The sequence below is a fragment of the Pseudoalteromonas sp. TB41 genome (genome assembly GCF_000497975.1).
In the GTDB taxonomy this organism is placed as follows: domain Bacteria; phylum Pseudomonadota; class Gammaproteobacteria; order Enterobacterales; family Alteromonadaceae; genus Pseudoalteromonas; species Pseudoalteromonas tetraodonis.
Window position 1 is genome coordinate 85414 of record NZ_AUTH01000106.1, and the last position, 26969, is coordinate 112382.

Consider the following 26969-nt stretch of genomic DNA (forward strand, 5'->3'; position numbering starts at 1 on the left):
GAGTTATCCACTTATAAACCTTATAACTAGCTCAGTATTTGTTACCTAACCAATTTAGGTATTATTTAAGCTGACGAGGACAGTCCACTTATTATGGCAGCTAACGCATTTTCACAATTAAAAACGTATTTAGACACCCAAATTATTGGCCAGCCTGCGCTCACTCAAGCACTATTAATTGCTATTTTAGCCGATGGTCATTTATTAGTTGAAGGCCCACCGGGGCTTGCAAAAACACGCGCTGTTAATGCCTTAGCAAAAGGTATTGAAGGCTCGTTTCAGCGTGTTCAGTTTACCCCAGATTTATTACCAGCCGATGTGACCGGCACCGATATTTATCGCCAACAAACCAGTGAGTTTGTGTTTGAAAAAGGCCCTTTATTTCATAACCTTATTTTAGCGGACGAAATAAACCGAGCACCAGCAAAAGTACAATCGGCATTATTAGAAGCAATGGCCGAGCGCCAAGTCACGGTGGGCAAAAACACCTATCCACTCAGTGACCTGTTTTTAGTGATGGCAACACAAAATCCGCTTGAGCAAGAAGGTACTTACCCGCTACCAGAAGCGCAATTAGACCGTTTTTTAATGCACCTAAGTATTAATTACCCAGGTGCTGAGCATGAGCTTGATATTTTACGTTTGACCCGTGGTGAAGCACTTAATGATGAAGCCCCAGTGCTTGAGCAAATTTCACAACCCGATTTGTTTGCTGCGCGAAAAGCAATTTTAGGTCTGTATTTGGCCGAGCCATTAGAGCAGTACTTAGTTCAATTGATTATTGCTACTCGAGAAGGCGCAAACTTAGATGAGCAACTTGGCCGCTGGATTGAATACGGCGCAAGCCCTCGCGCTACTATCGCTCTTGATAAGTGTGCCCGCGCTCATGCGTGGCTAAGTGGCCGTGATTTTGTATCACCTGATGATATACAAGCTGTTGTACATAATGTATTGCGCCATCGTATTATTTTAAGTTACGAAGCACAGGCCGATGGTATTACAAAAGATCAGGTTATTAGCCGTATTGTTGAACTAGTCGCAGTACCTTAAGTTATGCAAACACACGTTGATTCTCAGGCATGGCTTAAATTAAGCCATAGCCATGGTGTTAATTTATCGCTTAAAGAGCTGATGTATTATAAAGCAAAAGCGCAACTGCTTGAGCTGGCACCTAAAGTTAGAATAAAAAACACCTTGGCGGGGCAATACCTTGCGCCCCACAAAGGCCGGGGTATGGAATTTGCCGAAGTGCGTCATTATCAAAACGGTGACGATATACGCTCTATTGATTGGCGCGTTACCGCACGCACAGGCGAAACCCACACTAAACTTTTTCAAGAGGAAAAAGAGCGCCCGGTATTTGTGTTTACTGACTTTTCAAACTCAATGCTATTTGGCTCGCAATTACTGTTAAAATCGGTGCAAGCGGCACATATTAGCGCCTTAGTTGCGTGGTCAGCGTGTCAGCGTGGCGACAGAATTGGCGGTATTGTGTTTAATCAGCACTCGCATTTAGAGCTAAAACCCAGCGCTCGTGAAAAAGCGGTATTAAAACTATGCCATAATTTATGCGATGCGCATCAGCTGGCTCTTGAAAACATTGATAAGCCGGCCGCGAATAATTTTAGCGATAACCTCAAACGTTTAAATCACTTAGCTAAGCCCGGTAGTTTGGTTTATATCGTGTCTGATTTTAACGCCTTGGATGACGCCAGCTTTAAGCAACTTGAACTTTTAGCGCGTCATTGTGAACTGATTGGGTGTCATATTAGCGACCCCTTTGAACATCAATTACCTGCTTTTAAACAAACGGTAACCGTCAGTGCTAATAATCAGCAATTTGCCCTGCCCTTAATGGACAAGAGCTTTAGACAACGATTTGCCAAAAATGCCGAGCACGCATTTAGCGCACGCATTAATCGCTTAACAAAGTCTGGACTCACCCTATTATCATTTGATGCAGCCACTGCGCTGGAACTGCAATTAGTGAGAAAATAAATCATGCAAACCTCTCCACTTGATGGTCTACACGATATTATTGCTCCCACCCAAGTCGACTGGTGGCCACTCGCTCCTGCTTGGTGGGTTGTTATTGCAATTGCTGTGTGTTTATTGTGTAGCTTAATTGTCATAATTTATAAAAATTATCGCTTTAAAAAGCCAAAACGTGATGCCATTGCATTAGCTAATCAACAACAGTCAGCGCAGCAATTGCATGTCATTTTAAAGCGTTTAGTGATCACCTATTACGATCCGCGTTTGGCCGCGCAATCAACAACGCATTGGTGCAACACATTAAACCAACTTTCAGCTATTGGCTTTACAGAAGAAGAAATTTTAAGCCTATATAACGCTAATCAAACACAGGCAGCACTTAGTGATAAATTTCGCCAAGCCATTAAACAATTTAAACTAAAGGAGCCGCTGCATGTTTGAATTTAGCTGGCCATGGCTGTTTTTATTACTGCCGCTACCTTTAATATTGTTACTATTAAAACCCGCCGCCAATGATGCCAACACGCGTCTGCGCATTCCAAGTTTTGCATCACATAATTTAAGCAATCAAAGCATAGAGCCAAGTGCGCGTAAATTGAATATTATCGAGTGGTTGCTGTGGTTATTATTAGTGACCGCATCAGCAAATCCAACGTGGTTAGATGAGCCCATATCGCTACCCAACGAAGGCCGCGATATAATGCTCGCTGTGGATTTGTCAGGGTCAATGACCGAACAAGACATGGCTTACAATGGCCAATATGTTGACCGTTTAACCATGGTTAAAGCAGTGCTAAGTGACTTTATAGAGCAGCGCCAAGGCGACAGGCTCGGCCTTATATTGTTTGGTGATACCGCTTTTTTACAAACCCCATTGACGCGTGATGTGAAAACCGTCAGTAAAATGCTCTCTGAGGCGCAAATTGGTTTAGTAGGACGCGCCACGGCGATTGGTGACGCTTTAGGTTTATCGGTAAAACGCTTTGCCAGTAAAAAAGAAAGTAACCGTATTGTGGTGTTGCTTACAGATGGACAAAACACCGCGGGAAATTTAAACCCAGAAGATGCACTGTTACTTGCCCGTGAAGAAGGTATAAAAGTGTACACCATCGGAGTCGGTTCAGATAACCCGCGCGGCTTTAGTTTATTTAATATGGGCTCTGGGGGCAGTAACCTAGATGAGGGTTTATTGAAAAAAATTGCTGAGCAAACAGGCGGTCTGTATTTTAGAGCAAAAGATGTCGCTGGCCTGCAACAGATTTACGCTGAGCTTGATAAGCTTGAACCAATTAGTGCCGATGAGCAAACCTTTCGCCCAAAAACAGCCTTGTTCTATTATCCGTTATTACTGGCCATTTTACTCATAAGTGCAATGGCATTGATAAAAACGGTGCGCGCAATGAAGGAGCCAAACTAATGGATTTTGAATTTATTCGTCCTGCTATTTTATGGCTGTTACTCCCTGCCTCAGGGTTATTTTTTATCGCCTTACTAAAACATAAAAAAACCCAGTCAGCGCCACTTATTGCGCCGCATTTGGCACTATTTGTAATGAGTGAATCAAACAATAAAGCTCGCCAGCCGCTGTGGCTGGTTGCGTTATTTTGCAATTTAGCGATTATATTTAGTGCAGGGCCAAGCTTTGAAGAGAAACAAGTACCCGTATTTCAAAGTAAAAGTGCCCGCGTTATTGTCATGGATATGTCCTACTCTATGTATAGCACCGACATTGCTCCCAATCGATTAATGCAATCACGTTTTAAAGCCCTCGATATGGTTGAGCTATTTAAAGAAGGCGATACCGCGTTAGTGGCTTACGCAGGCACTGCCTATACCATTTCACCACTGACCAACGACGCTAAGACTCTTGCCAACCTTATTCCTAGTTTAAGCCCTGAAATTATGCCAGATAAAGGCTCAAACGTACTCGCTGGCTTAGATATGGCACAAGAGCTACTAAGCCAAGCCGGCTACCTCGATGGCGATATTATTTTGATCACCGATGGTATTGAACAACAACAGCAAAGCGATGTAAGCCGTTTTACCAACAGTAGCCAATATCGACTTAATATTTACGGCGTAGGCACAGCGCAAGGAGCTCCTATAAAGTTACCTGAAGGCGGGTTTTTAAAAGATAATTATGGTCAAATTGTGGTGCCAACCCTCAATGCATCATTACTTGAAGGACTTGCAAAAAATAGTGGTGGGCAGTTTGCCGATTATCAGCCAAGCAATAGCGATATTGCCGTTTTTTCACCGCAAGCAAACAGTGAAGTATTAAAAAGTGAAAAACCAAATTTAGCCTTATGGCGAATTGACGCCGGTATTTATGGTTTGCTTATTTTACTGCCTTTAGCTTTGTATTTATTTAGACGTTCTGCATTAGTTAGCGCAGTACTATTACTTAGCTTTTTACCTCAACAAAATGCGCATGCCGCAGAGCTGCCAACCCTGTTTAAAAATACGGATCAACGGGCATTAGAGGCATACAACAACAAAGAGTATCAACAAGCAGCCCAGGCTCGCTCAAGCGCTCTCAAAGGGGCTGCACTTTATCAGCAAGGGCAATTTGATGCTGCCTTAAATGAGTTTAGCCAAGATAAGTCAGCAACCGGTTATTATAACTATGGCAACGCCTTGGCTAAAGCAGGACAATTAGAGGCTGCCATTGACGCGTATAAACAAGCGCAAGTAAAGCAAGATAACTTTAGTGAAGCCGCTGAGAATCAAGCGCTTGTTGAGCAGTTACTGAATCAACAGCAAGACCAAGAAAATCAGCAAGGCAATGATTCGCAAAATCAAGATAAGCAAAGTCAAGATGATGCAGATAAATCAAAACAAGATCAGCAAAAAAATGGCGAGAAAAACAACGCAGATAAAAGCGAAGAGGACAGCCAAAATAGTGAGCAACAGCAATCGGATCAGTCCTCGGAACAATCAAAAGATCAACAAGGCCAATCTGGTGAGCAATCAGACAAACAAAATGAGCCTGACATGCAAGCTCAGTCACAAAACCAACAAAATGAGAATAAAGACGAGAATACACCGCAGCAAGATGAGCCGCAAAATCAACCGAATGAAATGAGTGAGCAACCGCCCTCTGATGAGCAAAAACAGCAGGCACAGCAACAAGCCATGCAGGCACAAGCCGCTGAACTCACTAATGAAGAAAAAGAAAAAGCACAGCAACTAAATCAGTTATTAAGAAAAGTGCCCGACGATCCCGCTATTTTATTAAGAAACAAAATGCAATTAGAAGCCCAAAAAAGACAATATCAACGTCGTCCAACAGGAGTAGAAAAATCATGGTAATGCGATTATTTTGCTGTTTATTGCTATTAACTGCCATGCCATTAATGGCCGCCACCACTTTAGAGGCAAGCGTTGATAAAAACCCAGTATTAGCGGGTGAATTTTTTATGCTTAATATTAGCATTGATGATTCAATAAAAGGGCAACAACCCGACACCTCAGCATTATTAAAAGATTTTGTAGTCGGCCCTATGAGCTTAAGTAGCCGCACTAACATTATTAATGGCAGTATAAAAAAACAAACCTCTTGGTCTGTTAAACTAATGACCCGCAAGGCGGGTGAATACACCATTCCCAGTTTTAGTGTTGCAGGGCTAAACTCGCAACCAATTAGTTTATCGGTTAAAGAGCGCAGCAGCGACGCAGATAAAAATAACGATATATTTTTAAAAACCTCACTCTCAAACAACAGCTTATTTGTACAAGAGGCTGGCGTTTACACCATTAAGCTTTACTTAGCTAAAGAGCTTCTTGATGGCAGCTTAAGTGCGCCAAGTATGGAAGATGCCCAACTTACCCAACTAGGTAAACAAAGCGAAGAGTATGAACTGGTTAACGGTAAACGTTATTTAGTGATCACCCGTAATTATTTAATTCAGCCTCAAAAAAGTGGCGCCTACACTATTGCAGCTCCCGTTTTTCAAGGGCGTATTCAGCAAAACTATCGTCAATTGGAAGTGTCAGCGCTTGGCGATGAGCAGCAAATTGAGATTAAACCTATCCCTGAAAACTATCAAGGAGACTGGTTACCCAGTGAACTGGTGAGCTTAACCGAGCAATGGCAGCCAGAGGATAATACCGTTGAAGCCGGCACGCCAATAACACGCACAATTATGCTCACCGCGCTAGGGGTGACTAAAGAGCAGTTACCCGAAATTGATATGCCTACTATTAATGGTATTCGCAGCTACCCTGATGAAAAAGAAACCAATAATGCGGTACGTGATGGTCGAGTGGTATCACAGCAAAGCGCCTCATTTGCGCTATTGCCACAAACACCTGGCACTTACACATTGCCTGAAATTAGCTTGCCTTGGTATAACACCAAAATGAATCGAATTAGTTACGCGACCTTACCTGAGCGCACTATTACAGTAACACCCAGTACAACAGCGCCAGTGCAAACGCTTAATCCGCCAGCTGAAAACAATCTAAGTAATACTATGGCAGAGTCAACGGAGCAAGCAGTTACAGTGCAACAGCAAACTGCCACACCACTGTGGCTAATTATTGTGGCCGCACTTGGTTATGTTTTATGGATTGCGACGGTGATTTTTTACTTTATTAAACGCCCAACTAAAGAAGTGCAACAAGCGGCTCAAACAACTAATAAAACAAATCAACAACCATCTTTAAAAGCCCTGCTGGTATTAGCTAAAAGCCATGACGAAAAAGCATTTTACGATGCGCTTAATCAGTATGCGCTAACCCTTACAGGTAAAAAGGTAGGGGCGCTATCCCATTTATGCGCTATGATAAACAACTCAGAGTTCACCGCGCAGGTAAACAATTTACAAGCACAGTTGTACAGTAAGCAAACGGCTAGCGCCAACTTAGACGCTATAGTTAGCATGTTAAAGGCACATCAATCGCAAACAGCTAAGCCTTCATCACCTGCGTTAAAAGAGCTGTATTCTTGATCTCAATTGTATTTTGCTTTTTTGACCTATAATAATTTTAACTAAAAAGTGCTTATGTTTGGAAATAAAAAATCGAATGATCGGGTCTTACTAAATATGGCTGAAAAACAACAACGCTACGAAGCCCTGGTTCACGTTTATCATAAGGAACTCTATCGCTTCGCTTACTGGTTATGTAACGATCCGAATATTGCAGATGACTTAGTGCAAGAAACCTTTTTACGTGCTTGGCGATCGCTTGACTCGTTACTCGATCAAAAAGCAGCTAAGCCATGGTTGCTAACAATTTTAAGACGCGAAAATGCGAGGCGCTTTGAGCGCAAGCAATTTGATTACAGTGATGTAGATAACGACACGCTAGTGGATCAAACCAGTCATTCTTTAGATGATGAAATGGAGCAAACCGTTATTCAACGGCAAATTTCGTTGTTGGCCGATGAATACAAAGAGCCGCTACTATTACAAGTGGTTATGGGCTGCTCTGGGGATGAAATTGCAGACATACTCGATTTAAACAAAAATACGGTTATGACACGTTTATTTCGAGCAAAAAATCAACTTAAAGAGGCACTAAGCCGTGATGATGAACAACTTAAAGGGGCATCAAAATAATGGATGAACTTGAGTTTCGTCGCCGCACGATTGCACAGCCAAACGAGCTAGACAAAGAACTACTGGAATTTGCAAACAGCAGTCCCGATAGACAACAATTTTTAAATGAAAACAAAACATTTGATAAGCAACTCAATGATGCGCTTGATATTCCTGTGCCTGACAACCTTGCTGAACGGATTATTTTAAACACCTCGTTAAAAGAAAAAGCCAGAAAAGATGAGCTTGAACAAAAAAACAACGTTATTGATTCACGCTCACGCTTTAAGTTTGACCGCGTATATTTGGCGTTCGCTGCTTCATTTGTGATTGCGGTAAGTGCGTTTATGTTTAGCACAGAGCAAAACTTGAATCATGCGGCTGGCGAGCATGCATTGGCGCATGTTTATCATGAACTTAACGCGTTAAATAAAACTCAACCGATCAGCTTACAAACAGTCAATGAAAAGCTGGCTTTACTTGGCGGTCAACTTAATGATTTACCTGGGAAAGTTACTTATGTTAACTTTTGCGATTTTCAAGGCGAGAAAGGCATCCATTTAGTGTTTGAATCGGACTTTGGCCCTATGACCGTGTTTATTGTCCCCAGTGATAACAAAGTCTTTGAAATTGGCTCGGGTGACTTTAGTGACTCTCGCTACGTAGGCCATATAAGCCGAGGAAAACAAGCTGATACTGTACTAATAGCAAGCCTAGGCTCACCGGTTGATATGTATAATGAACGTATTGCAGGCGCTATTCGCTGGCTGTAATACCAATTTGTATAAATATTTGAACAATTTAACATATTAAACTCCCCTATATCTAAGCAGATTGATATAAGGGAATGGGTATTACAAACAATAAAAAACCGCAACGAGTGTGCGGTTTTTTTTATTGCTAATAAGCTAAAGCTTATTATTGGTTACTTACATACATCAGCAACAGCGTTAGCAAAGTAATCGATGTTTGCTTGACTAATACCCGCTACATTTACACGGCTAGAGCCCACAATATAAATACCATAGTCTTTTTGTAGACGCTCGATTTGCTCTTTATTAATACCTAAGAAAGAGAACATACCGTGTTGGCGGTCTATAAATGAGAAGTCTTGAGCAATATCTTTGGCTGCAAGGCTGTCTTTAATTAAACTACGTAAACCATTAATACGGTTACGCATTTCATCAAGTTCACTGTGCCATAGCTGCGTTAATTCTGTGCTGCTTAAAATGGTGTTTACAATGTCTGCACCGTGCGCTGGCGGCATAGAATAAATGCTACGTACCACACTTAATAACACCGAGTTTGAAATATCAGCGGTTGCACTGTCTTTTGCAATAATTGAACACGCACCAATACGCTCACGGTATAAGCCAAAGTTTTTAGAACATGATGAACAAATGATCAACTCTTCAACCGCATTAGCTAAAATACGTAAACCATTCGCATCTTCTTCTAAAGAAGAACCAAAACCTTGGTATGCAATATCAATCAATGGCGTAAAGCCCACATCTTTTGCAAGTTCAGCAATAGTATTCCATTGTGTTTCGTTTAAATCCATACCACTTGGGTTGTGACAACATGCATGTAATAACACAACATCGCCCTTAGGCACCTGTGTTAATGTTTCAACCATTTCATCAAACAATAAATCTTTGTTTTCGTAGTCGTAGTATGGGTATTCTTTAACAGTTAAGCCTGCAGCTTCAAATAAGCTAATGTGGTTAGCCCACGTTGGGTTAGTAACCCATACAGTAGCGCCTGGGTTACAACGTACAATAAATTCTGCTGCAACACGAAGTGCGCCTGTACCACCAGGTGCTTGTGCTGTGCGTACGCGATTAGCTAATAATGCCGGGTGCTCACCAAGAAGAAGATTTTCCATTTGTTGACAGTAATCTAAGTTACCAGCAAGACCAATGTAAGATTTGCTCATTTCATTTTCTAAACGAAACGCTTCTGCTTTTTTTACTGACTTTAATACCGGGGTATTCCCCTGCTCGTCTTTATATACACCAACCCCTAAGTCAATCTTATTAGGGTTAGTATCTTGCTTATAGGCCGCCATAAGGCCAAGAATAGGGTCTGTTGGTAATGGTTTTAATACTGAGAACATTGACTATCTCTTCGTTATTTAGGGGTTAGCTGTTGCGCTAAGCTTAACATAAAAACTCACTCGATTGACCAGTGTTATTTACACTAAAAAGTGAGGAATTTTAATACAGCATGCAATTAATAACGCGAGTGTCGCATTATCAAAAAAATCCGTGCTAAAGGCTTCGCCATCGACAATGCCAATGCACTGCTTTTGCGCATTAAATAGTGGTAAACAGGCCTCTGCTTTTACTTTCGGATCGCAGGTGTAATACTCACCACCCGCGGCTAAATATTGCTCAACATTATTAATGACACGTCCTTTACCACTGAGTGCCACTTGCACATTATTACTGCCGGTTGCAAATTCAGCGGTGAGCGGAAATAAAGGGCGACTCGGTGCACCAAAATAAGCGAGCTTTAATAACTGCTCGCCTTCAGGGGTGGCCGTATTTTGATAGATGCCATACCAATCTAACTGGGTGTTTTCGATTACATAGTCAACAATCAACTGAAGTTGCGCTAACTTTGCCGTTATTTGCGTATTTTGGCTAACGTAATCGTTTAAATTAAACGGCTCATCTTGCAAGTAGCCGAATAAACTACATGCGCCACCTTCACCGAGTTCTGGAATTTGATACTGCCAACGCACGGCCGGTGCAGCATTGCTATTTAAGTACTGCTCAAGCTTTTCTAGCTCAGCATTAATTAACTGTTGCTCTACATTAAGCTGAGCTTGCTCTAAATAAGAATTTATCATTTGGCCATCTATACATCTACAATGCCGAAATAGTAGCATGGATATTTTTATAGCGCTAGCCAATTTAAAGCGCTTTTTAAAATCCTTAAGCACTTTTATTCATAAGCACTATTGCGGTACTTAAACAGAGGATGTTTATCTTTGCGGGATTAAAAGGTGTTCAGCTTAGGCGCAAAAATTACGCCTTTGCATCACAAATTTGTTATTATTTAGCCCAATATTAGATTCAATCTTAGATAGGTTAATTATGAGTGATAATCACTTAGTGTATTCAACAGCAACAGGGCGAATTGACCAGCCAAAGCCAGAAAAAGAACTGGATGTAAAACTATTTAAAGACGGGTCTATTCGCATAGAGCGTCAAACCAAAGGTCGAAAAGGTAAAGGCGTAATGCTAGTTGTAGGATTAGATCCCCAACAGCACGATTTAAAAAAGTTAGCAAAAACAATAAAAAGTAAGATGGGCCAAGGTGGCGCAGTAAAAGAAGGAGTTATTGAAGTACAAGGTGATGATCGCGATAAGTTAAAGGCGATTTTAGAAGGATTAAAGTTTAAGGTAAAAATTGCGGGTGGTTAACCCGCAATTTTTGTTCTATTCAGGGACTTTTAACGCAGCTAATTGATCAAACAACACAGGGATATCGGCTTCGGCAACGGGCTTACTAAAGTAATAGCCTTGCACAATAAAACAATTATTATTTTGTAAAAATTCAACTTGCTCTATTGTTTCAACCCCTTCAGCAACCACATCAAGCTTGAGCTTTTGTGCCATCGCAATAATCGCAGCGGTGATCTCCATATCATTATCATCTTCAGGGATATCTTTAACAAACGAGCGGTCAATTTTAAGAATATCGACAGGAAAACGTTTAAGGTAACTCAACGAAGAATAGCCCGTACCAAAATCGTCAATAGAAATTGAAATACCCAGCTTTTTCAATTGATGTAGCTGATCAATAGCCGCCTCAACATTACCCATTAGCATGCTCTCAGTCAGTTCAAGGTGCAGGCTTTTAGCATTAATTTGCGTCTCTATGATTATTTTTTTCAGCATAGGTACTAAGCTTGCGTCTTTAAACTGCCTTGCTGACAGGTTTATCGACATGTTGCTCGCTCTACCTTGTTGCTCTAGTCGTTTAGTAAACTCACACGCTTGTTGTAATACCCACTTACCAAGTTCCACAATTAAACCCGTTGCCTCAGCAATAGGAATAAATTTAGTAGGTGGAATGAATCCCTGCGTAGGATGGAACCAGCGAAGCAATGCTTCATATCCCACTACACTATTATCGCGACAATCAACTTGTGGCTGATAATGCAGTGTGAGTTGTTTTTCTTTAATTGCATGGCGCAACTCATTTTCAAGGAATAATCGCTCATTGGCGGCTGCATTTAGATCTTGGCTATAAAAGTGGAACGTATTACGCCCTTTCGCTTTTGCTTCATACATGGCTAAATCAGCATGTTTTAATAACTGATCTTCTTCTAAGCTATCAAATGGCGCCAAGGTAATACCAATACTGGCACTAACAATCACTTCGTTACTACCTAATTTTATTGGCTGATTTAACGTTTTTTGAATGGTGTCAGCGACTTCCGATGCTTCTTTTTGATGCTCAATACCACTGAGTAATACCGCAAACTCATCACCGCCTAAACGGGCTATAGTATCTTCTGCTCGTAAGCGCTGCTTTAAGCGCGTTGCCACTTCAACCAATAGTTGATCGCCTGCATCGTGACCTAAAGTATCGTTAATACGCTTAAATTCATCCAAATCAAAATAAAATAAAGCAAACGAGTAACGCCCTCTTTCAGCAAGCGCCATCGACTTTCTAAGCTGCATTCTAAAGAATGTACGATTAGCAAGCCCAGTTAATGTGTCGAAGTAAGCGAGCTGTTCCATTTTGCGTTGGCTTTCTTTTACAAATGAAATATCTTGCGCTGAAGCAACGTAACTGGTGATTTTTCCACCATCTTCACGAATAGGTGACACACTCAGCGATACCCATATGGGTGGCTTGTTTTGCGCTTCAATAAGGGTATCCCCTCGCCAGTAATTACGGTTGCGCAAATCAATGTCAATGTCCTCTACCAGCATGGTCATTTCATTAGCAATAATAGTCAGAAGTGGCTGGCGCAGGAAATCACTTTCTGCAAAGTCGGTCATTTCCAGCATTTTTGGATTAACATATTCAATCACAAAGTTTTCATCAGTGATCACCACACCCGTGCCCGAGAAGGCAACCGCTTTAGACAAGCGATTTGCAGCCTTTTCTGCAATTTCTTTTTCTATTATGCGCTGGTTTAAGCCATCGATGAGTTTGCGGATTTCAATGGTCATATCTTTGAATGAACCATTAAGCGTGCCAATTTCATCTTTATTTTCTTTTGGAAAATCAATTTCTAACTGGCCTTTACCAAAGTTAGTAACCGCATAAACCAATGAATGCAGGCGTCTTAAAACTAGTTGATAAAGTGCTTGATGTAATAACAAAGCAACTAAAATGGCATACAGAATAAACAAGCCAAAAAACTTCAGTTTTAAGTCTTTCAGTGCCGATAGTGTAGAAGAGCGCTTTTTATATACGCCCACGTACCAATTTACACCTTCAACTTTATGGATATTTATAATGTAGTCTTCACCATTTAATGAAAACGAGTCGGCATATTCCGGCAATTGTATTTGCCCTGCATTATCAATAACTCGCTTTAGCTCAGGAGAAATAAAATCGCCAGGTAGCAACTTTTTTCCCGCCTCTCCGTATTGTGTATAACTATCGGCTCCTAAATTAGGGTGCGCCAATAGCTGCCCTTGCTTATCGAACACCACTAAATGTTTTTCTTTTCCGCCGACGGGCAATTGCGATATGAGAGAGTCGAGAGAAATATTACTACCCGTAACTCCTAAAAACTCATCATTTTTATAAATAGGTACAATTAAACTAACGACCCACTTATTCCAAACGCCATCGTAATACACTCGTGACCACAGCGGCTCGCGTTGTGGGTTTGTTAACGATTTTGCGTAATTAAAACTTTTGCTTTGATTAAATGTGTAATCTCCGGGGACATTAAGTGCCCAATTTGGTGGCGCAACACGGATAAAATTATCTTTGGTGATCAGGTAAAAATTATAAAAATCTTGAATTAACGTGGGGGAAATCACTTTCCAAAGCGATTCAGAATCTGCAATTAACTGTTTATAAAAAGGAGAATAAGCATTTTCGGGAATGAACGCCGCAGATAAGCCATCGGCAGATGCGCTGCGCACTGAACCATCATTGGTGACTTGCATAGTCGGGGCATTGTTATTCTTAAATGATAATTGCCCCTCAAATAACTGCTCGCTAACAACAATATTAGCTTGCTCAGCTATTTTAACTTTGGTCGCTATCAAATTATTAAACTGGTTTATTAATAATTCATTTGATTGCTTTAATACCTCATGCTCTTCAAATACAAGCTGTTTCTCTTCTGATTTGAGCATTAAAGCAGCCGCACAAATACCTGCAACTAAACAAATGCCAGAGATCAACAGTGATAACTTGACACTGAGTGAGTTTATTCCAAATCGAGATGGAGGGCGTCGATACACAAAAGGCCAACCTTATTTATAATTATTATTTTTACGAGTAGTAGAAATATACCAGATCTCAAATCAGAATTATAAATTATTTGTAAAGTTTTTAAAAAACAATATGTTTTGTATATATATCAGGTAAAAAACCTATTTAATATAAGTGCTTGTTGACATTAGAGGTTACTCTTCATACATTAAGGGCATGAATATAAAATACTCACTTACTTTCTTATCTTTTTTTAGCTTCTTTATATAGAAGAGGCTTCCCTGTTTGTGAGATAAAATCAATCGAATAGTAAAGCCTCCCAACTGGGAGGCTTTTTTGTTTACGCTGTTAAATACAGTGACATTTTTGGAATGAGGAAAACCAAATGAGCAATGATGTTTTAGACACGCTTAGGCACGATATAAATGAAATCGATTCTGACCTACTTGTGTTATTAGCGAAGCGACGCCGTATTAGCCATGGTGTTGTTGAATATAAGATAGCGAATAATAAACCAATTCGTGATGAAGCACGTGAATTAGCATTACTCGAAAAATTAATCGGCTATGGTAAATCTCTTGGTTTAGATGCCTACTATGTAAATAATGTTTTTCAAACCATATTAGAAGACTCAGTATTACATCAACAAGCTATGCTGCAAAAAAACCTCAACCCTGATGCGCTAAGTGAAACCCATCGGGTAACCTATTTAGGCGGACAAGGATCTTACAGTCAACTTGCGTGTCATAAGTACTTTAGTCGCCGACCAGGCAAATTAATTGAAATTGGCTGTAGTTCTTTTGATGAGATCACCGGTAAAGTAGAAAATGGCCAAGCCGACTTTGGCTTGTTACCGATTGAAAATACTAGCTCAGGCAGTATTAATGAAGTGTTTGATTTACTCCAGCACGCGCAAGTCTCTATTGTCGGCGAAGTCACTCACAGCGTAGAGCATTGTTTATTAGCCGCCCCAGACACAGAACTTAACCAATTAACCAAAGTGTTTGCTCACCCGCAACCGTTTGCTCAATGTAGCCGTTTTTTACAAGGGCTTGGCGATTTGCAACATGAAACCTGCGATTCAACATCGAGTGCATTAAAATCAGCACTTGAAACACCTAACAGTGCGGCTATTGGCTCTGCACAAGCAGGTAAAAATGTAGGGCTTGAAGTCATTAAGGCCAATCTTGCTAATCAAAAAGAAAACCATAGTCGCTTCATTGTGGTTGCACGTAAACCGCTACATGTATCTAAACAAATCCCCACTAAAACCAGTTTAATTATGGCAACTAAGCAGCAAGCAGGCTCACTCGCCGATGCACTGATGATTTTTAAACAGCATAATATAAATCTAGTAAAATTAGAGTCTCGTCCTGTACCAGGAAATCCATGGGAAGAAGTATTCTATGTGGATTTAGAAGCGAACCTTGCTGATAGCCAAGTGAAACATGCGTTAGAAGAGCTTAAAGAGCATACCCAGTACGTACGCGTATTAGGCTGTTATCAAAGCGAATCACTGCAAGCAGTGAGCGTACAAAGCTAGTCTAAAGCAACATTAAAAAAGGGCCTGCGGGCCCTTTTTTAGTTTTAATTAATCTGTCACGTTTAATCGAGTACTTTGGCGTCGTTCGCTTTATTTAATAAACTGCGACTTTGTGTCAAAAAGTGCGCTGTGGAGTCAGAAAAGTAGGCTTTTGCATCAGCAAAGGCATCGATTAAGGCTGGCTTATCCCCTGCTTTTAACTTTTTAAGCGTCTCTGAGAACAAACACTGATACTGCGCTAATAAGCTTTCTACATTATCAAATTGCGCCAGCATAATATCAGTATACAACTCTGGCGATTGCGCAAAGAGACGACCGACCATCATCAGCTCTAACTGATAAATAGGTGATGAGCAACTACGCAGCTCTGCCAGTGTATGTCCTTGTTTTGCTAAAAACTGACCGTACACAAAGGTGGTTAAATGGCGCATAACCTGAATGATTTGCATCGCTTCATCGTGTTTTTTAGCATCAAGTTCTACTAACTGACAGCCCCAAATTTGTAGCTGCTTTAATAAACCTTGTGCCATTTCAGGATTACGCCCTTCACATACCACCACGGTTTGTTTCACCCAATGAGAAATATCAGGACCAAACATGGGGTGTAAGCCAACAACAGCGCCATTGTGAACTTTTTTGAGCACATTTAACGGCGCTTGTTTAACCGATGTAATATCAACCAGCAAACAATCATCATCGAGTTTAGGTAACGCGTTAACAACCGTTTCGAGGGCATTAATTGGCACACTGATCATCACCAGTTTTGCGCCTTTTAAAATCTCTGCTGCCTGTGATTGCTGGGCTTTATCTAAAACTTTAACTTCGTAACCCGAGCGCTGAAATTGTTTTGCAAATAGCTGCCCCATTGCCCCTTCACCACCAACAATGACAATCGGAGATAGTTGTGAGTCGGCACAAGCTAATTTGGCCTGTTGATTTTGATAAGCTTCACGCATCATGCGCCTGAGAATGTCTTCGACTAAATCAGGGTTTACACCTTGATTAATTGCCTCTTGGCGTCGTGCAGCTAATAAATCAGCTTCTCTATCGGGTGCATGTAGTGGCGCGCCAGTTTGTTGTTTTATTGCGCCAATTTGTTGAGTAATACCATTGCGCTTTGCAAGTAAGGCAACCAGTTGCGCATCGCATTCATCTATACCTTTTCTTAGCTGCGCTAAATCACTTATCTCTGCCACGTTCTCATTCCATCCAAAAAAAGCAAAATCGTAAATAAATACTTACAAAAAAGTAAACTAATCAATACGATAAATACTAACAGGATACGTTAGGGGTTAAAAGGCTAATTAGTGAAAAGATCAGTATGAGTCACTCAACTGCGACCAAGGTAGGATAATTAAATGAATAGAACACAGCTTGCGTAAAGTGAATTAAAAAGCATATAAAAATGTAAGCCTATGCCGAGTTTAAACAATGAAAATTAAAGTGGCTTAATAGCCACTTTAATTAGCATTTTTTATCTAATATTCCAATGCCATAGTCGCAAGCGACATAACACTTTCAAATGATTCTGCACCGGCGATAAATAGGCCATTATGGCAAAACATAGCATCATCTATACCGGTCACTGCTTGAAATTCACTATCAGATAATCCAGCCCACGGTGCAGGTAATGGCTTTCGGTCTTCAAACGAGCCTAGCTCTGCAGGTACCGTTTGCACTATCCACTTACCAGAATGCGATGGATACACTACATATAGCGCCTCTTCTGATAAGCTATGTACGGTTTTTTTCCACGGCGTATAACGCTCTAGTACGATTAATCGTGGATCGTCTGCCTGTTTAATTGCTTGAGCAACAATCTTTTTAGCATTTAAACCACCCTGCGCTGAGGCAACAAAACGAAGCAGCAAAGTGTATGCAAATTCCACCGCTTGATCAAAAGCAGCATCAAAATTACTTTCCTCTTCCCATGTTGGGTTAAACATAGAAATTGTTTGGCTTAAACTAATGCCTGTAGCAACACCTTCAACATGACCACAATCAATGGCATCAATAGTTGATACAAGCCCTGCATCAACTGCATTCGCCACATCTTGATTATCATCACATATTGCTAAGCCATATTTTTTCCACACCAAGCCAAATGACGAAAAAGGAATCCCATTTTCGCGAGCACCGGCACCGCCGCGCTGATGATGATCAAACCGGTCAGTTTCTGGGTCATATTGGCCGCCAACATCAATAACCACATCAGCGTCATTAATAATCGCATTATCGCGTGTGCGGATAAGGGTAAAAGAAGGGAAAATAATTTTAAGCGCAGCGATACTAAAAACATCATCTGCATGAAAATTGCCGTTGTGCGTAACTATCGTTTTATCATTCATTTTTGTACATCATTTTTTGCAAGAAGTGAGAAGATATTGTGCTTTGAAGTGAACCACACTTTAACGCATGCTAGTTAAGGTGTGTATTGGTTTTTAAATGTAGCGATATAAAAATTGCAATAGCATTAAAACCAAAACGGGTTGCAACCCAAAGGTTGCAACCCGTTTTTTTGCGTTGATAAACAGCGCGTATTAGTTAAGTTTTTCTCTAATACGTGCAGATTTACCAGAACGCTCACGTAGATAGTAAAGCTTAGCACGACGAACCGCACCGCGACGCTTAACTGTTACGCTATCAATAAGAGGGCTGTGCGTTTGGAATACACGCTCAACACCTTCACCGTTCGAGATTTTACGAACTGTGAATGCTGAGTGAAGACCACGATTACGCTTAGCGATTACAACACCTTCAAAGGCCTGTAGACGCTCTTTAGCACCTTCTTTTACTTTTACCTGTACAACTACTGTATCACCAGCGCCGAATGCAGGTACGTCTGTTTTAAGCTGCTCATCTTCAAGCGCTTTAATAATATTTTGGTTTACTTTTGCCATTATGTTTCTCACTTTCCTAGGTGTAACTGTCTTCTAGCCACAAGCTTTTTGGTACTCTTGCTGAAATTTCGCGAGTAATACCGCTTGCTCCTCAGTCAGAGCTAGGTTATGCAACAAGTCAGGACGGCGAAGCCAAGTTCTACCTAATGACTGCATAAGCCGCCATTTTGCTATCTCTTGGTGGTTTCCGCTGAGTAATACAGCAGGCACCTGTTTGTCGTCCAATGTTTCTGGCCGTGTATAGTGAGGACAATCTAGCAAGCCATCCGAAAATGAATCTTGCTCTGCTGACTGGTTGTGTCCTAACACCCCTGGCACTAATCGCGCAACTGCGTCAATTAATGCCATGGCAGGTAGTTCACCCCCACTCAAAATAAAATCACCAATTGACCATTCTTCGTCAACGTACGACTCTATTATTCTCTCGTCTATACCTTCATAGCGACCGGCAATTAAAATCAGTTTTTCAGAGTTTGCGAGTTCGCTAGCCCCTTGCTGATCTAATTTGCGCCCTTGTGGCGACATATAAATTACTTTTGCACCATCACCTGCAGCCTGTTTGGCTTCAAGAATGGCTTGTTTTAATGGTTCAACCATCATTAACATGCCTGGCCCGCCCCCGTAAGGACGATCATCTACGGTTCTATGCTTATCAGTTGCATAGTCACGTGGATTCCAGCAGTTAAAATCGATTAAGCCATTTTTAACAGCACGACCGGTTACACCTTGCGTTGTAATTGCATCAAACATATCCGGGAAAAGGCTGATAACCCCTACCCACAACGAACTTGTTTGACTCATTAAAAGCTTGGATCCCAATCTACAGTAATTTCTTTCGCATCATATTTAACTTCTTGAATAACTGAATCAGTTAAAAAAGGAATTAAACGTTCTGCTTGGCCAAATGCATCTTTACTGTTTGCTTTCACAACCAGTACATCATTTGAGCCTGTCTCCATAAGGTCATCAACAATGCCTAAGTTATAACCTTTATCAGTTACAACCGACATGCCGATGAGATCTCGCCAATAGAATTCACCTTGCGGTAATTCTGGTAGCTGCGCTGAATCAACAGAAATTTCTACATTGGTATAAGCCATTGCTTGGTCTCTGTCATTTACTTGCGCAAACTTAGCGATAAAGCCTTTGTTGTGGCGACGCCAGTCGACCACTTCTAAGGATTGCCATTTACCTTGCTGCCCTATCAACCACGGGCTGAAATCGAAGATCCCTTGGGGATCATCAGTAAATGAATGCACCTTAAGCCAGCCCTTTATACCATATGGGGCGCCGAGCTTTCCTACGACAATTATTGATGAGGTGTTCTCTTGACTCATGGTTACACTTACGCCTATTAAGCCGCTTTACGAGCGTCTTTAACTAATTTAGCTACACGATCTGAAAGACCTGCGCCTTGACCTAACCAGTGTTCAACACGTGGTAAATCTAAACGAAGTTTTTCTTCTTGACCTGAAGCAATTGGGTTAAAGAAACCTACTTTCTCGATGAAGCGACCGTCACGCGAGAAACGGCTATCCGCAACCACAATTTGATAGAAAGGGCGTTTTTTAGCGCCACCACGTTGCAAACGAATAGTTACCATACCGTCCTCTAAATAGATTGACTGTTTTCATTAATAAGATTTACTCCCCAGTATGGGGAGCCGGTGAATTGTACGAGTTTTTAGCAACAATGCAAGTAAGAAGTGATGCAAAAAGCCAGTTTAGTAGATTAAACCGTGATCCAAGATGAAAAAGTATATGAATAAGCTATTCTGTGCATAGTTTATTCAACAATAAAGAGGCATTTTGCCTCTTTATTGATTACTTTTTATCTCGTATTGGAGGTATTAAAGGTTAAATTATTAAAATTTTGGACCACCGCCACCCATCATGCCAGGTGGTAACATCCCTTTCATGCCACGCATCATTTTTTGCATGCCACCTTTACCTTTCATCTTCTTCATCATTTTTTGCATTTGCGTAAATTGCTTAAGCAGTTTATTGATCTCTTGTACTTGAGTACCAGAGCCCGCAGCAATACGCTTTTTACGCGAACCTTTGATGATTTCTGGGCGTGCACGCTCTTTTTTGGTCATAGAGCTAATAATCGCTTCCATTTGAATAAAGGTTTTATCACCCATTTGCCCTTTAACCGCATCTGGGATGTTTTGCATGCCAGGCAGTTTATCGAGCATCGACATCATGCCACCCATGTTTTTCATTTGCTTTAGTTGATCAGCAAAGTCATCCAGCGTAAAGCCATCACCTTTAAATACTTTTTGTGCTACTTTTGCCGCTTGTTCTTTGTCTACTTTCATCTCGACTTCTTCGATTAATGAAAGTACATCACCCATGCCTAAAATACGTGAAGCAATTCGGTCTGGGTGGAAAGGCTCAAGGGCATCAGTGCGCTCACCCACACCCATAAACTTAATTGGCTTACCAGTAATATGACGAATAGATAAAGCAGCACCACCTCGGGCATCACCATCTGTTTTAGTCAGTATCACACCGGTCAGCGGTAAAGCTTCGTCAAATGCTTTTGCTGTATTTGCCGCATCTTGACCTGTCATTGCATCAACAACGAATAGCGTTTCGATTGGATTAATTGCATGATGCAAGGCTTTAATTTCATCCATCATGTCGCTATCAACATGCAAACGACCCGCAGTATCGACTAATACAACATCAATAAATTTCTTTTTCGCATGAGAAATGGCGGCAGTTGCAATATCAACTGGTTTTTGCGAAATATCACTTGGGAAAAATTCTACATCAACTTCTGTTGCTAAGGTTTCTAATTGCTTAATTGCTGCTGGACGATACACATCGGCACTTACCACTAGCACAGACTTCTTCTTGCGCTCTTTTAAAAACTTAGCCAGCTTACCCACACTGGTGGTTTTACCCGCACCTTGAAGACCAGCCATCATCACTACCGCCGGTGGCTGTGCGTTAAGGCTTAGCTCTTCGTTGGCTTCACCCATGGCTTTTTCAAGTTCTTCACGAACAATTTTTATAAATACTTGGCCAGGGCTCAAGCTTTTGGTGACTTCAACACCAACCGCACGCTCTTTAACTTGCTTTACAAACTCGCGAACAACAGGCAACGCCACATCGGCTTCTAAAAATGCCATTCGCACTTCACGAAGTGTATCTTTAATGTTGTCTTCAGTTAAGCGACCACGGCCACTAATATTTTTTAGGGTTTTACCTAATCGTTCTTGGAGGTTCTCAAACATGTAACGGTTCCGAAAAGACGTTTATATCAACTCTATTAATAAGGTCGATGCTATTAAAATTCAATTGAAAATAGTATACCGTAAATGGTGGCATACAATACAGTGCTGAAGTGCTGCTTATTGAGTTTCTTTTTACAGGGTCTATGCATTTGCGTTGCTATAAAATACAATGACCAGATAACGAACACGAATTATTTGACTTCAATTAAGTGGCCAAAGCAAAATGCTGATTATTAGTTTAACTATTATTGCCAGTTTATTTTATGTGTTAGCAACGTCTCACGTGCTTTCGCGATTGTTTCATCGTCAGGGACCAAGCCAAAAAATTACTATAATACTGAGCACTGTCGCTATTTTGGCGCATATGCTGCTTTTAGTAAACTCGGTGTTTAGAGCCGATGGCCAAGATTTAAGTATTGTTAATGTTGCATTACTGACTTGTTGGGTAATAGTGCTTTGTGTCACCACCGTCTCTTTGAAGTTCCCTGCGACACTGCTATTACCTGTTGTATACGGCTTTGCTGCCCTGTTAACTATTGCTAGCCTGTTTATTCCTCATCACGTTTTACTTCATAGCATTAATGTAGAGCTTGCGTTAGTTGCGCATATTTCACTGTCGTTATTAGCCTACTGTATCTTAATTATTGCCACCCTTTACGGCGTACAATTTTACTTTATTGATAAACGTCTGAAACGTAAAGATTTAGCAATAGTACATAGCCATTTACCGCCACTAATGGTGGTAGAGCGTCAACTTTATCAACTATTAAATTTAGGCACAGTATTATTAAGCGTGGCGCTGATTACAGGGTTTGTATTTCTTGATGGCATGTTTGCCAAAGAGTTTATTCATAAAACAATCTTATCTTTAGTTGCTTGGGCTATTTTTGCTACGATTGCCGTTGGCCATGTAAAACGAGGTTGGCGAGGGAAAATGGTGGTAGTGAGTATTATGATTGCCGCATTTACACTCACACTCGCTTATTTTGGCAGCCGTTTTATACAAGAAGTGGTTCTAAATAAGTTTTAACTTGACTCTGAAAGCTCACTCTAGCTTAATACGCATTGGTTTATAAAAAAAGGATCCATCGTTGGACGACATATCGACAAGTACGCTGTTTATCATTTTAGGTTTATTGGTACTTTTTTCTGCTTACTTCTCCGGGTCAGAAACCGGAATCATGTCAATCAACCGTATTCGTTTACGACACCTCGCTAAAGAGAATCATCGTGCTGCGAAACGCGTTAGTAAATTACTCAGTCGACCTGACAGGTTGATAGGTCTTATCCTTATTGGTAATAACCTTGTCAATATTGCGGCTGCCCAAGTTGCCACCATTATTGGTATTCGTTTGTATGGTGATTTAGGTATTGCTATAGCAACAGGTGCATTAACACTTGTGGTGCTGATTTTCGCTGAAGTAACGCCAAAAACACTGGCCGCCCTCTATCCTGAGCGAGTCGCTTTTCCAAGTTCGGTGATACTCAAAGGGTTACTAAAAATTCTCTTCCCATTTGTTGTCGTTGTTAACTGGATGACCAATGGTATATTGCGCTTATTTGGTATTAGCGCTGCACAAATAGATGAGCACAGCATGAGTAAAGAAGAATTAAAAACCGTGCTAAATGAATCGGGGGCGCTGATCCCCGCTCGTCACCAAAGTATGTTGACCTCTATTTTAGATTTAGAGCAAGTTACCGTTGAAGATATTATGATCCCTCGCAATGAAATTGTGGCGATTGATATTAATGACGATTGGAAAATAATCAGTAAACAACTTACTCACGCTCAACATACTCGGGTGCTTTTATACCGCGACAATATTGATGATGCTGTTGGCTTTATTCACTCTCGTGATGCGCTTCGCCTTTTAACTAAAGAGCAGTTTGATAAGCCTTCGCTATTGCGTGCGGTACGTGAAATTTACTTTATCCCTGAGGGCACCTCGCTGAACACTCAGCTACTAAAATTTCAGTTATCAAAAGAACGTATTGGTATTGTTGTTGATGAATATGGCGACATTCAGGGCTTAGTCACTCTTGAAGATATTCTTGAAGAAGTTGTGGGTGATTTTACTACCACTCAAACTCGGACACCGAGTGAAGAAGTAACCACACAAAACGATGGCTCTTACATTGTCGACGGCGGTGCTAACGTTCGCGACTTAAATAAAGAAATGGGCTGGGAATTCCCATTAGACGGCCCTAAAACATTGAGTGGCTTGATTGTTGAGTACTTAGAAGATATCCCCGATGCTAATTTAAGTATTCGTATTGCAGGCTATCCGGTTGAAGTACTTGAGGTAAAAGAAAACATGATTAAACAAGTTAAAATTCAACCAAACAAACGTAAAAAATAAACCAATAAAAAAGGAGCCTGCTGGCTCCTTTTTAATCTAATCTAAAAGAACAATCGCTCTAACCAACCTTTATCTAAATCATCTTCGCAGCGTCTTAGCTGTGCGCCATAACGGCTTGCCCGATGTTTTACTTTATTGGCAACGCTCATTAGCCATTTTTTCTTACGATAGGTGCCTCGTTTATAACCGCCCCATCCCTCATGATAATTTAAATACTGTGCGTAGGCGTCCCACTTAGACACACCATTAACTTTATGGGTTTTATAAACAAACCACGCCATAAAATCAATCGCATCTTCAAATTCGTCTCTGTCGGCGCCACTGTTACCTGTTTCACGAATATAATCAGACCAAGTAGGCGTTTTAGCTTGAGAATAGCCATAGGCATCGCTTGCACGACCAGTAGGGATTATCCATAAGAAGTATTCCATAGGCGGTGCTGCATCGTGGCGAAAAGAACTTTCTTGATACATCATGCTCATTAACACATGTTTTGGGGAGCCCCACTTTTCCTGCGCGTCTTTGGCATCAAAATACCAGTCAGATTTCTCTTCGAAAATTTTACAAATATCTTCTGGTTGCTTTGGGGGAGCTGTTGCACACCCAGCTATAGTGAGCAGCAAAGATAAGGTAATAATATTTTTTTTCATTTTTTAAGATCTCACTGAACTTTTTAAAAAAGTGTGGGTCTGAATCTATGAATGCAGCAGTACAGCATTGTTTCATCCCTAAAGAATATTTACGCAGCTACTATGAGCTGCGTTTTTTTTTGCCTGCTACTTACTTGGGTCTGTTGACCTTTCAAGGTTGCATTTGCAGCAGTTTGTTTGGTATTTAGGCAAGGCAAAGCCTATGTGGTGTGGTTATTCCCCATAAATAGGCGATAACGCAGCATCAATGCCAAACAGGTGCTGCCCTTCGGGTTTTGCCTAGGAGCGATTTACTCTTTGTTGCTCGGTTTTTACTTATTCTTACATGGATGTAAGCCAGTAGAATAACGCAGGAGCAGTTATCGAGCCCACTAGGTTACAAACCTCGCGCCGCGATTAAACCGCTCCTAGTTTGAACAAATTGTAATCCGCAAAGGTCAACAGACCCTGAAATACGTATCTAAAAATGCGGTAAATGATTGTTTATCAGCTTGTTCAATCGCCTTTTGAGCTTGGTACGACTCTGCAGCTTGTTGCTCTAGCCACGATTTTGAAAATTCAGTATAACTTGCTGTTTCATGGCTTTGTTTGTACTTCTGAGCAAGTGACAGTGCAAAGTGGCCATTATCTAGCCCTGACGCTTTTAACTGCTCAACATAACGACCAGAATACGTTAATGCCGGATCATGAATCCAGGTCGCCATGCGCTTGATGGTGTTTGAGTAGTAGTCAACATCGTAAGCAGTATCCATCCACTGAGCAACGTCACTGAGCTGGCTAAATATTTCATCACCCCAAGATTCTAGGCTGCGCTGCTCATTATTAAAATTAAGCATCAAGCCTTGTTCTCGACCTTGGTTAACCACCGTATCAAGATTTTCAGTGCTACGAGTTTGCTCTTGCCAATCCATAGGCGCTGAATCTTTTAATAAACAATAAGTTAAAAACACATCTAAAAAGTGTATTTGCTCTAAATCAATGCCAACTTCACTAAACGGGTTAACATCCAATGCACGAATTTCAATATATTCTATACCCGCTCTTAGCAATGCATCGGTGGGCGTTTCACCATTTTTTGCATTACGTTTAGGACGAATTGGCGAGTAAAACTCGTTCTCTATTTGCAAAATGTTTTTATTTAATTGCTTTGGCGTAGCACTGGTGTAATCGTCAATACTGCCGTAAATATCTGAAGGCGTATTTATGGCTTTTTTTAGTCCTGCAACATATTCATCTAATGAGTTATACATTACCCGTAACGACGATTGTGCGCTATTGGTATAGCCTAAGTTGCCTAAACGCAATGCGGTACCCACTTCCAAATATAAAGTGCCTTTACCGAGTTTTTTAAACGGTAAGTCGCTTTTACGCCCTTGTAAAAAAGAGCTACATAATGCCGGTGATGCGCCAAACATGTAGCTAATTAACCACAGTTCGCGTTTAAAGTTACGAATTAACGCCAAATAACTATCCGATATAAAATCTTCAAGTTTCGCATTACTTTGCTTTAATGAGTGCAGTGACTGCCATAGCGTTTGTGGAAAAGAAATATTGAAATGCACGCCAGCAATCGCTTGCATCATACTGCCGTAACGATTCTTCAAGCCTTCGCGATATAGGGTTTTCATTTTACCGACATTAGAGTCGCCAAATTGTGCCAATACAATATCGTCTTGATGATTTATAAAGCACGGCATACTAATTGGCCACAATAATTCATCGCCCATATGTTCTAGGGTGAACTTTTGTAAATCTTTTAGCTGCTGTAAGGTTTGCGTTGATGACTCACTAACCGGTGTAATGAACTCAAGTAAAGACTCAGAAAAATCAGTGGTAATATGCCCATTGGTGAGCGCACAGCCCACACCTTGAGGATGAGCCTGTTTTGAAATGGAACCATCGTGATTAATTCTTAATGATTCTCTCTCAATACCGCGCATAATGCCTTTAATAGCCTGTTGATTATCTGCATTAGATAGCGCGTTGAGCGTGTTCTTTAAATTATAAGTTGTCAAAAAAAAGTTTCCTCGAGCCAAGTGGCTTAATCATGAGGTTATGGGGTCTTTTTACCTTTACTCAAGATTAAACAATGAAAAAACTATATGAATTTATTAGATATAGTTTTTGCTGGATTTTAAACACGCTTTGTTTCACGCTAGAAAAGACAATCTTGCCATTGCCACCACGAATATACAATTTCTTTTACATATTATTTGCCATACCCCCCCGCTGACAACATGGCGTTTTAAAACACTTTGATAAGATAGAGTTAAACCCTAAAAATTTGTCATAACTGAAAAATTCAATTACGCTT

Annotated in this window: 24 protein-coding genes and 1 other annotated feature; of the genes, 12 read left to right on the top strand and 12 right to left on the bottom strand. The window is 40.8% G+C overall.

Features of this window, described 5'->3' with window-relative positions; all coding sequences use genetic code 11:
* Positions 1–93: 93 nt before the first annotated feature.
* The 8 genes from L641_RS0119090 to L641_RS0119125 are packed head-to-tail and all read left to right on the top strand — an operon-like array spanning position 94 to position 8311.
* Complete coding sequence (locus L641_RS0119090) at positions 94–1050, top strand: MoxR family ATPase (protein ID WP_013464508.1); 957 nt, start codon at positions 94–96, stop codon at positions 1048–1050.
* 3 nt (positions 1051–1053) lie between these two features.
* Positions 1054–1998: a DUF58 domain-containing protein gene (locus tag L641_RS0119095; protein ID WP_024602812.1), complete on the top strand. Its 945-nt coding sequence runs from the start codon at positions 1054–1056 to the stop codon at positions 1996–1998.
* A gap of 3 nt (positions 1999–2001) precedes the next feature.
* A complete protein-coding gene (locus tag L641_RS0119100) occupies positions 2002–2436 on the top strand; it encodes a DUF4381 domain-containing protein (RefSeq protein WP_013464506.1) in 435 nt (144 codons plus the stop codon).
* Positions 2429–3412, top strand: a complete 984-nt coding sequence (locus tag L641_RS0119105; protein WP_024602813.1) for a VWA domain-containing protein — start codon at positions 2429–2431, stop codon at positions 3410–3412. Before L641_RS0119100 ends, L641_RS0119105 begins: the two co-directional genes overlap by 8 nt.
* Complete coding sequence (locus L641_RS0119110; protein ID WP_024602814.1) at positions 3412–5307, top strand: VWA domain-containing protein; 1896 nt, start codon at positions 3412–3414, stop codon at positions 5305–5307. Before L641_RS0119105 ends, L641_RS0119110 begins: the two co-directional genes overlap by 1 nt.
* Positions 5301–6947, top strand: coding sequence for a BatD family protein (locus L641_RS0119115; RefSeq protein ID WP_024602815.1), 1647 nt, complete (start codon positions 5301–5303; stop codon positions 6945–6947). Before L641_RS0119110 ends, L641_RS0119115 begins: the two co-directional genes overlap by 7 nt.
* Before the next feature lie 54 nt (positions 6948–7001).
* A complete protein-coding gene (locus L641_RS0119120) occupies positions 7002–7559 on the top strand; it encodes a sigma-70 family RNA polymerase sigma factor (protein WP_013464502.1) in 558 nt (185 codons plus the stop codon).
* Positions 7559–8311, top strand: a complete 753-nt coding sequence (locus tag L641_RS0119125) for a DUF3379 family protein (RefSeq protein WP_024602817.1) — start codon at positions 7559–7561, stop codon at positions 8309–8311. Before L641_RS0119120 ends, L641_RS0119125 begins: the two co-directional genes overlap by 1 nt.
* A 152-nt stretch (positions 8312–8463) precedes the next feature.
* Here the strand turns inward: L641_RS0119125 and L641_RS0119130 are convergent, their stop codons facing one another.
* Both L641_RS0119130 and L641_RS0119135 read right to left on the bottom strand, forming a co-directional pair.
* The gene (locus L641_RS0119130; protein ID WP_008464755.1) at positions 8464–9654 is read right to left on the bottom strand and encodes an amino acid aminotransferase; all 1191 of its coding nucleotides are present in this window, start codon (positions 9652–9654) and stop codon (positions 8464–8466) included.
* A gap of 78 nt (positions 9655–9732) precedes the next feature.
* Positions 9733–10392 carry a GAF domain-containing protein gene (locus tag L641_RS0119135; RefSeq protein ID WP_024602818.1) on the bottom strand — a complete coding sequence of 220 codons (660 nt, stop codon included), beginning with the start codon at positions 10390–10392 and terminating at the stop codon, positions 9733–9735.
* 247 nt (positions 10393–10639) lie between these two features.
* On the opposite strand from L641_RS0119135, the gene L641_RS0119140 reads away from it, so the two are divergent.
* Positions 10640–10969, top strand: coding sequence for a translation initiation factor (locus L641_RS0119140; RefSeq protein WP_008464752.1), 330 nt, complete (start codon positions 10640–10642; stop codon positions 10967–10969).
* A 15-nt stretch (positions 10970–10984) separates the two neighbouring features.
* Here the strand turns inward: L641_RS0119140 and L641_RS0119145 are convergent, their stop codons facing one another.
* Complete coding sequence (locus L641_RS0119145; RefSeq protein ID WP_024602819.1) at positions 10985–13987, bottom strand: EAL domain-containing protein; 3003 nt, start codon at positions 13985–13987, stop codon at positions 10985–10987.
* 189 nt (positions 13988–14176) lie between these two features.
* Positions 14177–14299 (top strand) — a sequence feature (Phe leader region).
* Between the two features lie 44 nt (positions 14300–14343).
* Between L641_RS0119145 and L641_RS0119150 the strand changes: the two genes are divergently transcribed.
* Positions 14344–15501 carry a chorismate mutase gene (locus L641_RS0119150; protein ID WP_013464497.1) on the top strand — a complete coding sequence of 386 codons (1158 nt, stop codon included), beginning with the start codon at positions 14344–14346 and terminating at the stop codon, positions 15499–15501.
* Positions 15502–15563: 62 nt separating this feature from the next.
* On the opposite strand, the gene tyrA is transcribed toward L641_RS0119150, so the two are convergent.
* The 7 genes from tyrA to ffh form a co-directional block, all read right to left on the bottom strand.
* Positions 15564–16697: a bifunctional chorismate mutase/prephenate dehydrogenase gene (tyrA, locus tag L641_RS0119155; RefSeq protein WP_024602820.1), complete on the bottom strand. Its 1134-nt coding sequence runs from the start codon at positions 16695–16697 to the stop codon at positions 15564–15566.
* 282 nt (positions 16698–16979) lie between these two features.
* Positions 16980–17849: an MYG1 family protein gene (locus tag L641_RS0119160; protein WP_024602821.1), complete on the bottom strand. Its 870-nt coding sequence runs from the start codon at positions 17847–17849 to the stop codon at positions 16980–16982.
* Positions 17850–18041: 192 nt separating this feature from the next.
* Positions 18042–18401 (bottom strand): 50S ribosomal protein L19, encoded by a 360-nt coding sequence (gene rplS, locus L641_RS0119165; protein ID WP_011327636.1) that lies wholly within the window; start codon positions 18399–18401, stop codon positions 18042–18044.
* A gap of 33 nt (positions 18402–18434) precedes the next feature.
* On the bottom strand, positions 18435–19202 hold the full coding sequence (trmD, locus tag L641_RS0119170; protein WP_024602822.1) for a tRNA (guanosine(37)-N1)-methyltransferase TrmD: 768 nt from the start codon (positions 19200–19202) through the stop codon (positions 18435–18437).
* Complete coding sequence (gene rimM / locus L641_RS0119175; protein ID WP_008114470.1) at positions 19202–19738, bottom strand: ribosome maturation factor RimM; 537 nt, start codon at positions 19736–19738, stop codon at positions 19202–19204. The genes trmD and rimM overlap by 1 nt, the downstream gene beginning before the upstream one ends.
* 17 nt (positions 19739–19755) lie before the next feature.
* Positions 19756–20004 carry a 30S ribosomal protein S16 gene (rpsP, locus tag L641_RS0119180; RefSeq protein WP_008114468.1) on the bottom strand — a complete coding sequence of 83 codons (249 nt, stop codon included), beginning with the start codon at positions 20002–20004 and terminating at the stop codon, positions 19756–19758.
* A gap of 261 nt (positions 20005–20265) precedes the next feature.
* The gene (gene ffh / locus L641_RS0119185) at positions 20266–21645 is read right to left on the bottom strand and encodes a signal recognition particle protein (RefSeq protein WP_008464738.1); all 1380 of its coding nucleotides are present in this window, start codon (positions 21643–21645) and stop codon (positions 20266–20268) included.
* Between the two features lie 223 nt (positions 21646–21868).
* Between ffh and ccsA the strand changes: the two genes are divergently transcribed.
* Together ccsA and L641_RS0119195 are read left to right on the top strand one after the other, a co-directional pair.
* Positions 21869–22675 carry a cytochrome c biogenesis protein CcsA gene (gene ccsA / locus L641_RS0119190; RefSeq protein ID WP_013464492.1) on the top strand — a complete coding sequence of 269 codons (807 nt, stop codon included), beginning with the start codon at positions 21869–21871 and terminating at the stop codon, positions 22673–22675.
* 61 nt (positions 22676–22736) lie between these two features.
* A complete protein-coding gene (locus L641_RS0119195) occupies positions 22737–24005 on the top strand; it encodes a CNNM domain-containing protein (RefSeq protein ID WP_013464491.1) in 1269 nt (422 codons plus the stop codon).
* Between the two features lie 41 nt (positions 24006–24046).
* Here the strand turns inward: L641_RS0119195 and L641_RS0119200 are convergent, their stop codons facing one another.
* Positions 24047–24655, bottom strand: coding sequence for a transglycosylase SLT domain-containing protein (locus L641_RS0119200; RefSeq protein WP_013464490.1), 609 nt, complete (start codon positions 24653–24655; stop codon positions 24047–24049).
* A gap of 437 nt (positions 24656–25092) precedes the next feature.
* Positions 25093–26670 (bottom strand): glutamate--cysteine ligase, encoded by a 1578-nt coding sequence (gene gshA, locus L641_RS0119205; protein WP_024602823.1) that lies wholly within the window; start codon positions 26668–26670, stop codon positions 25093–25095.
* Between the last annotated feature and the right edge of the window lie 299 nt (positions 26671–26969).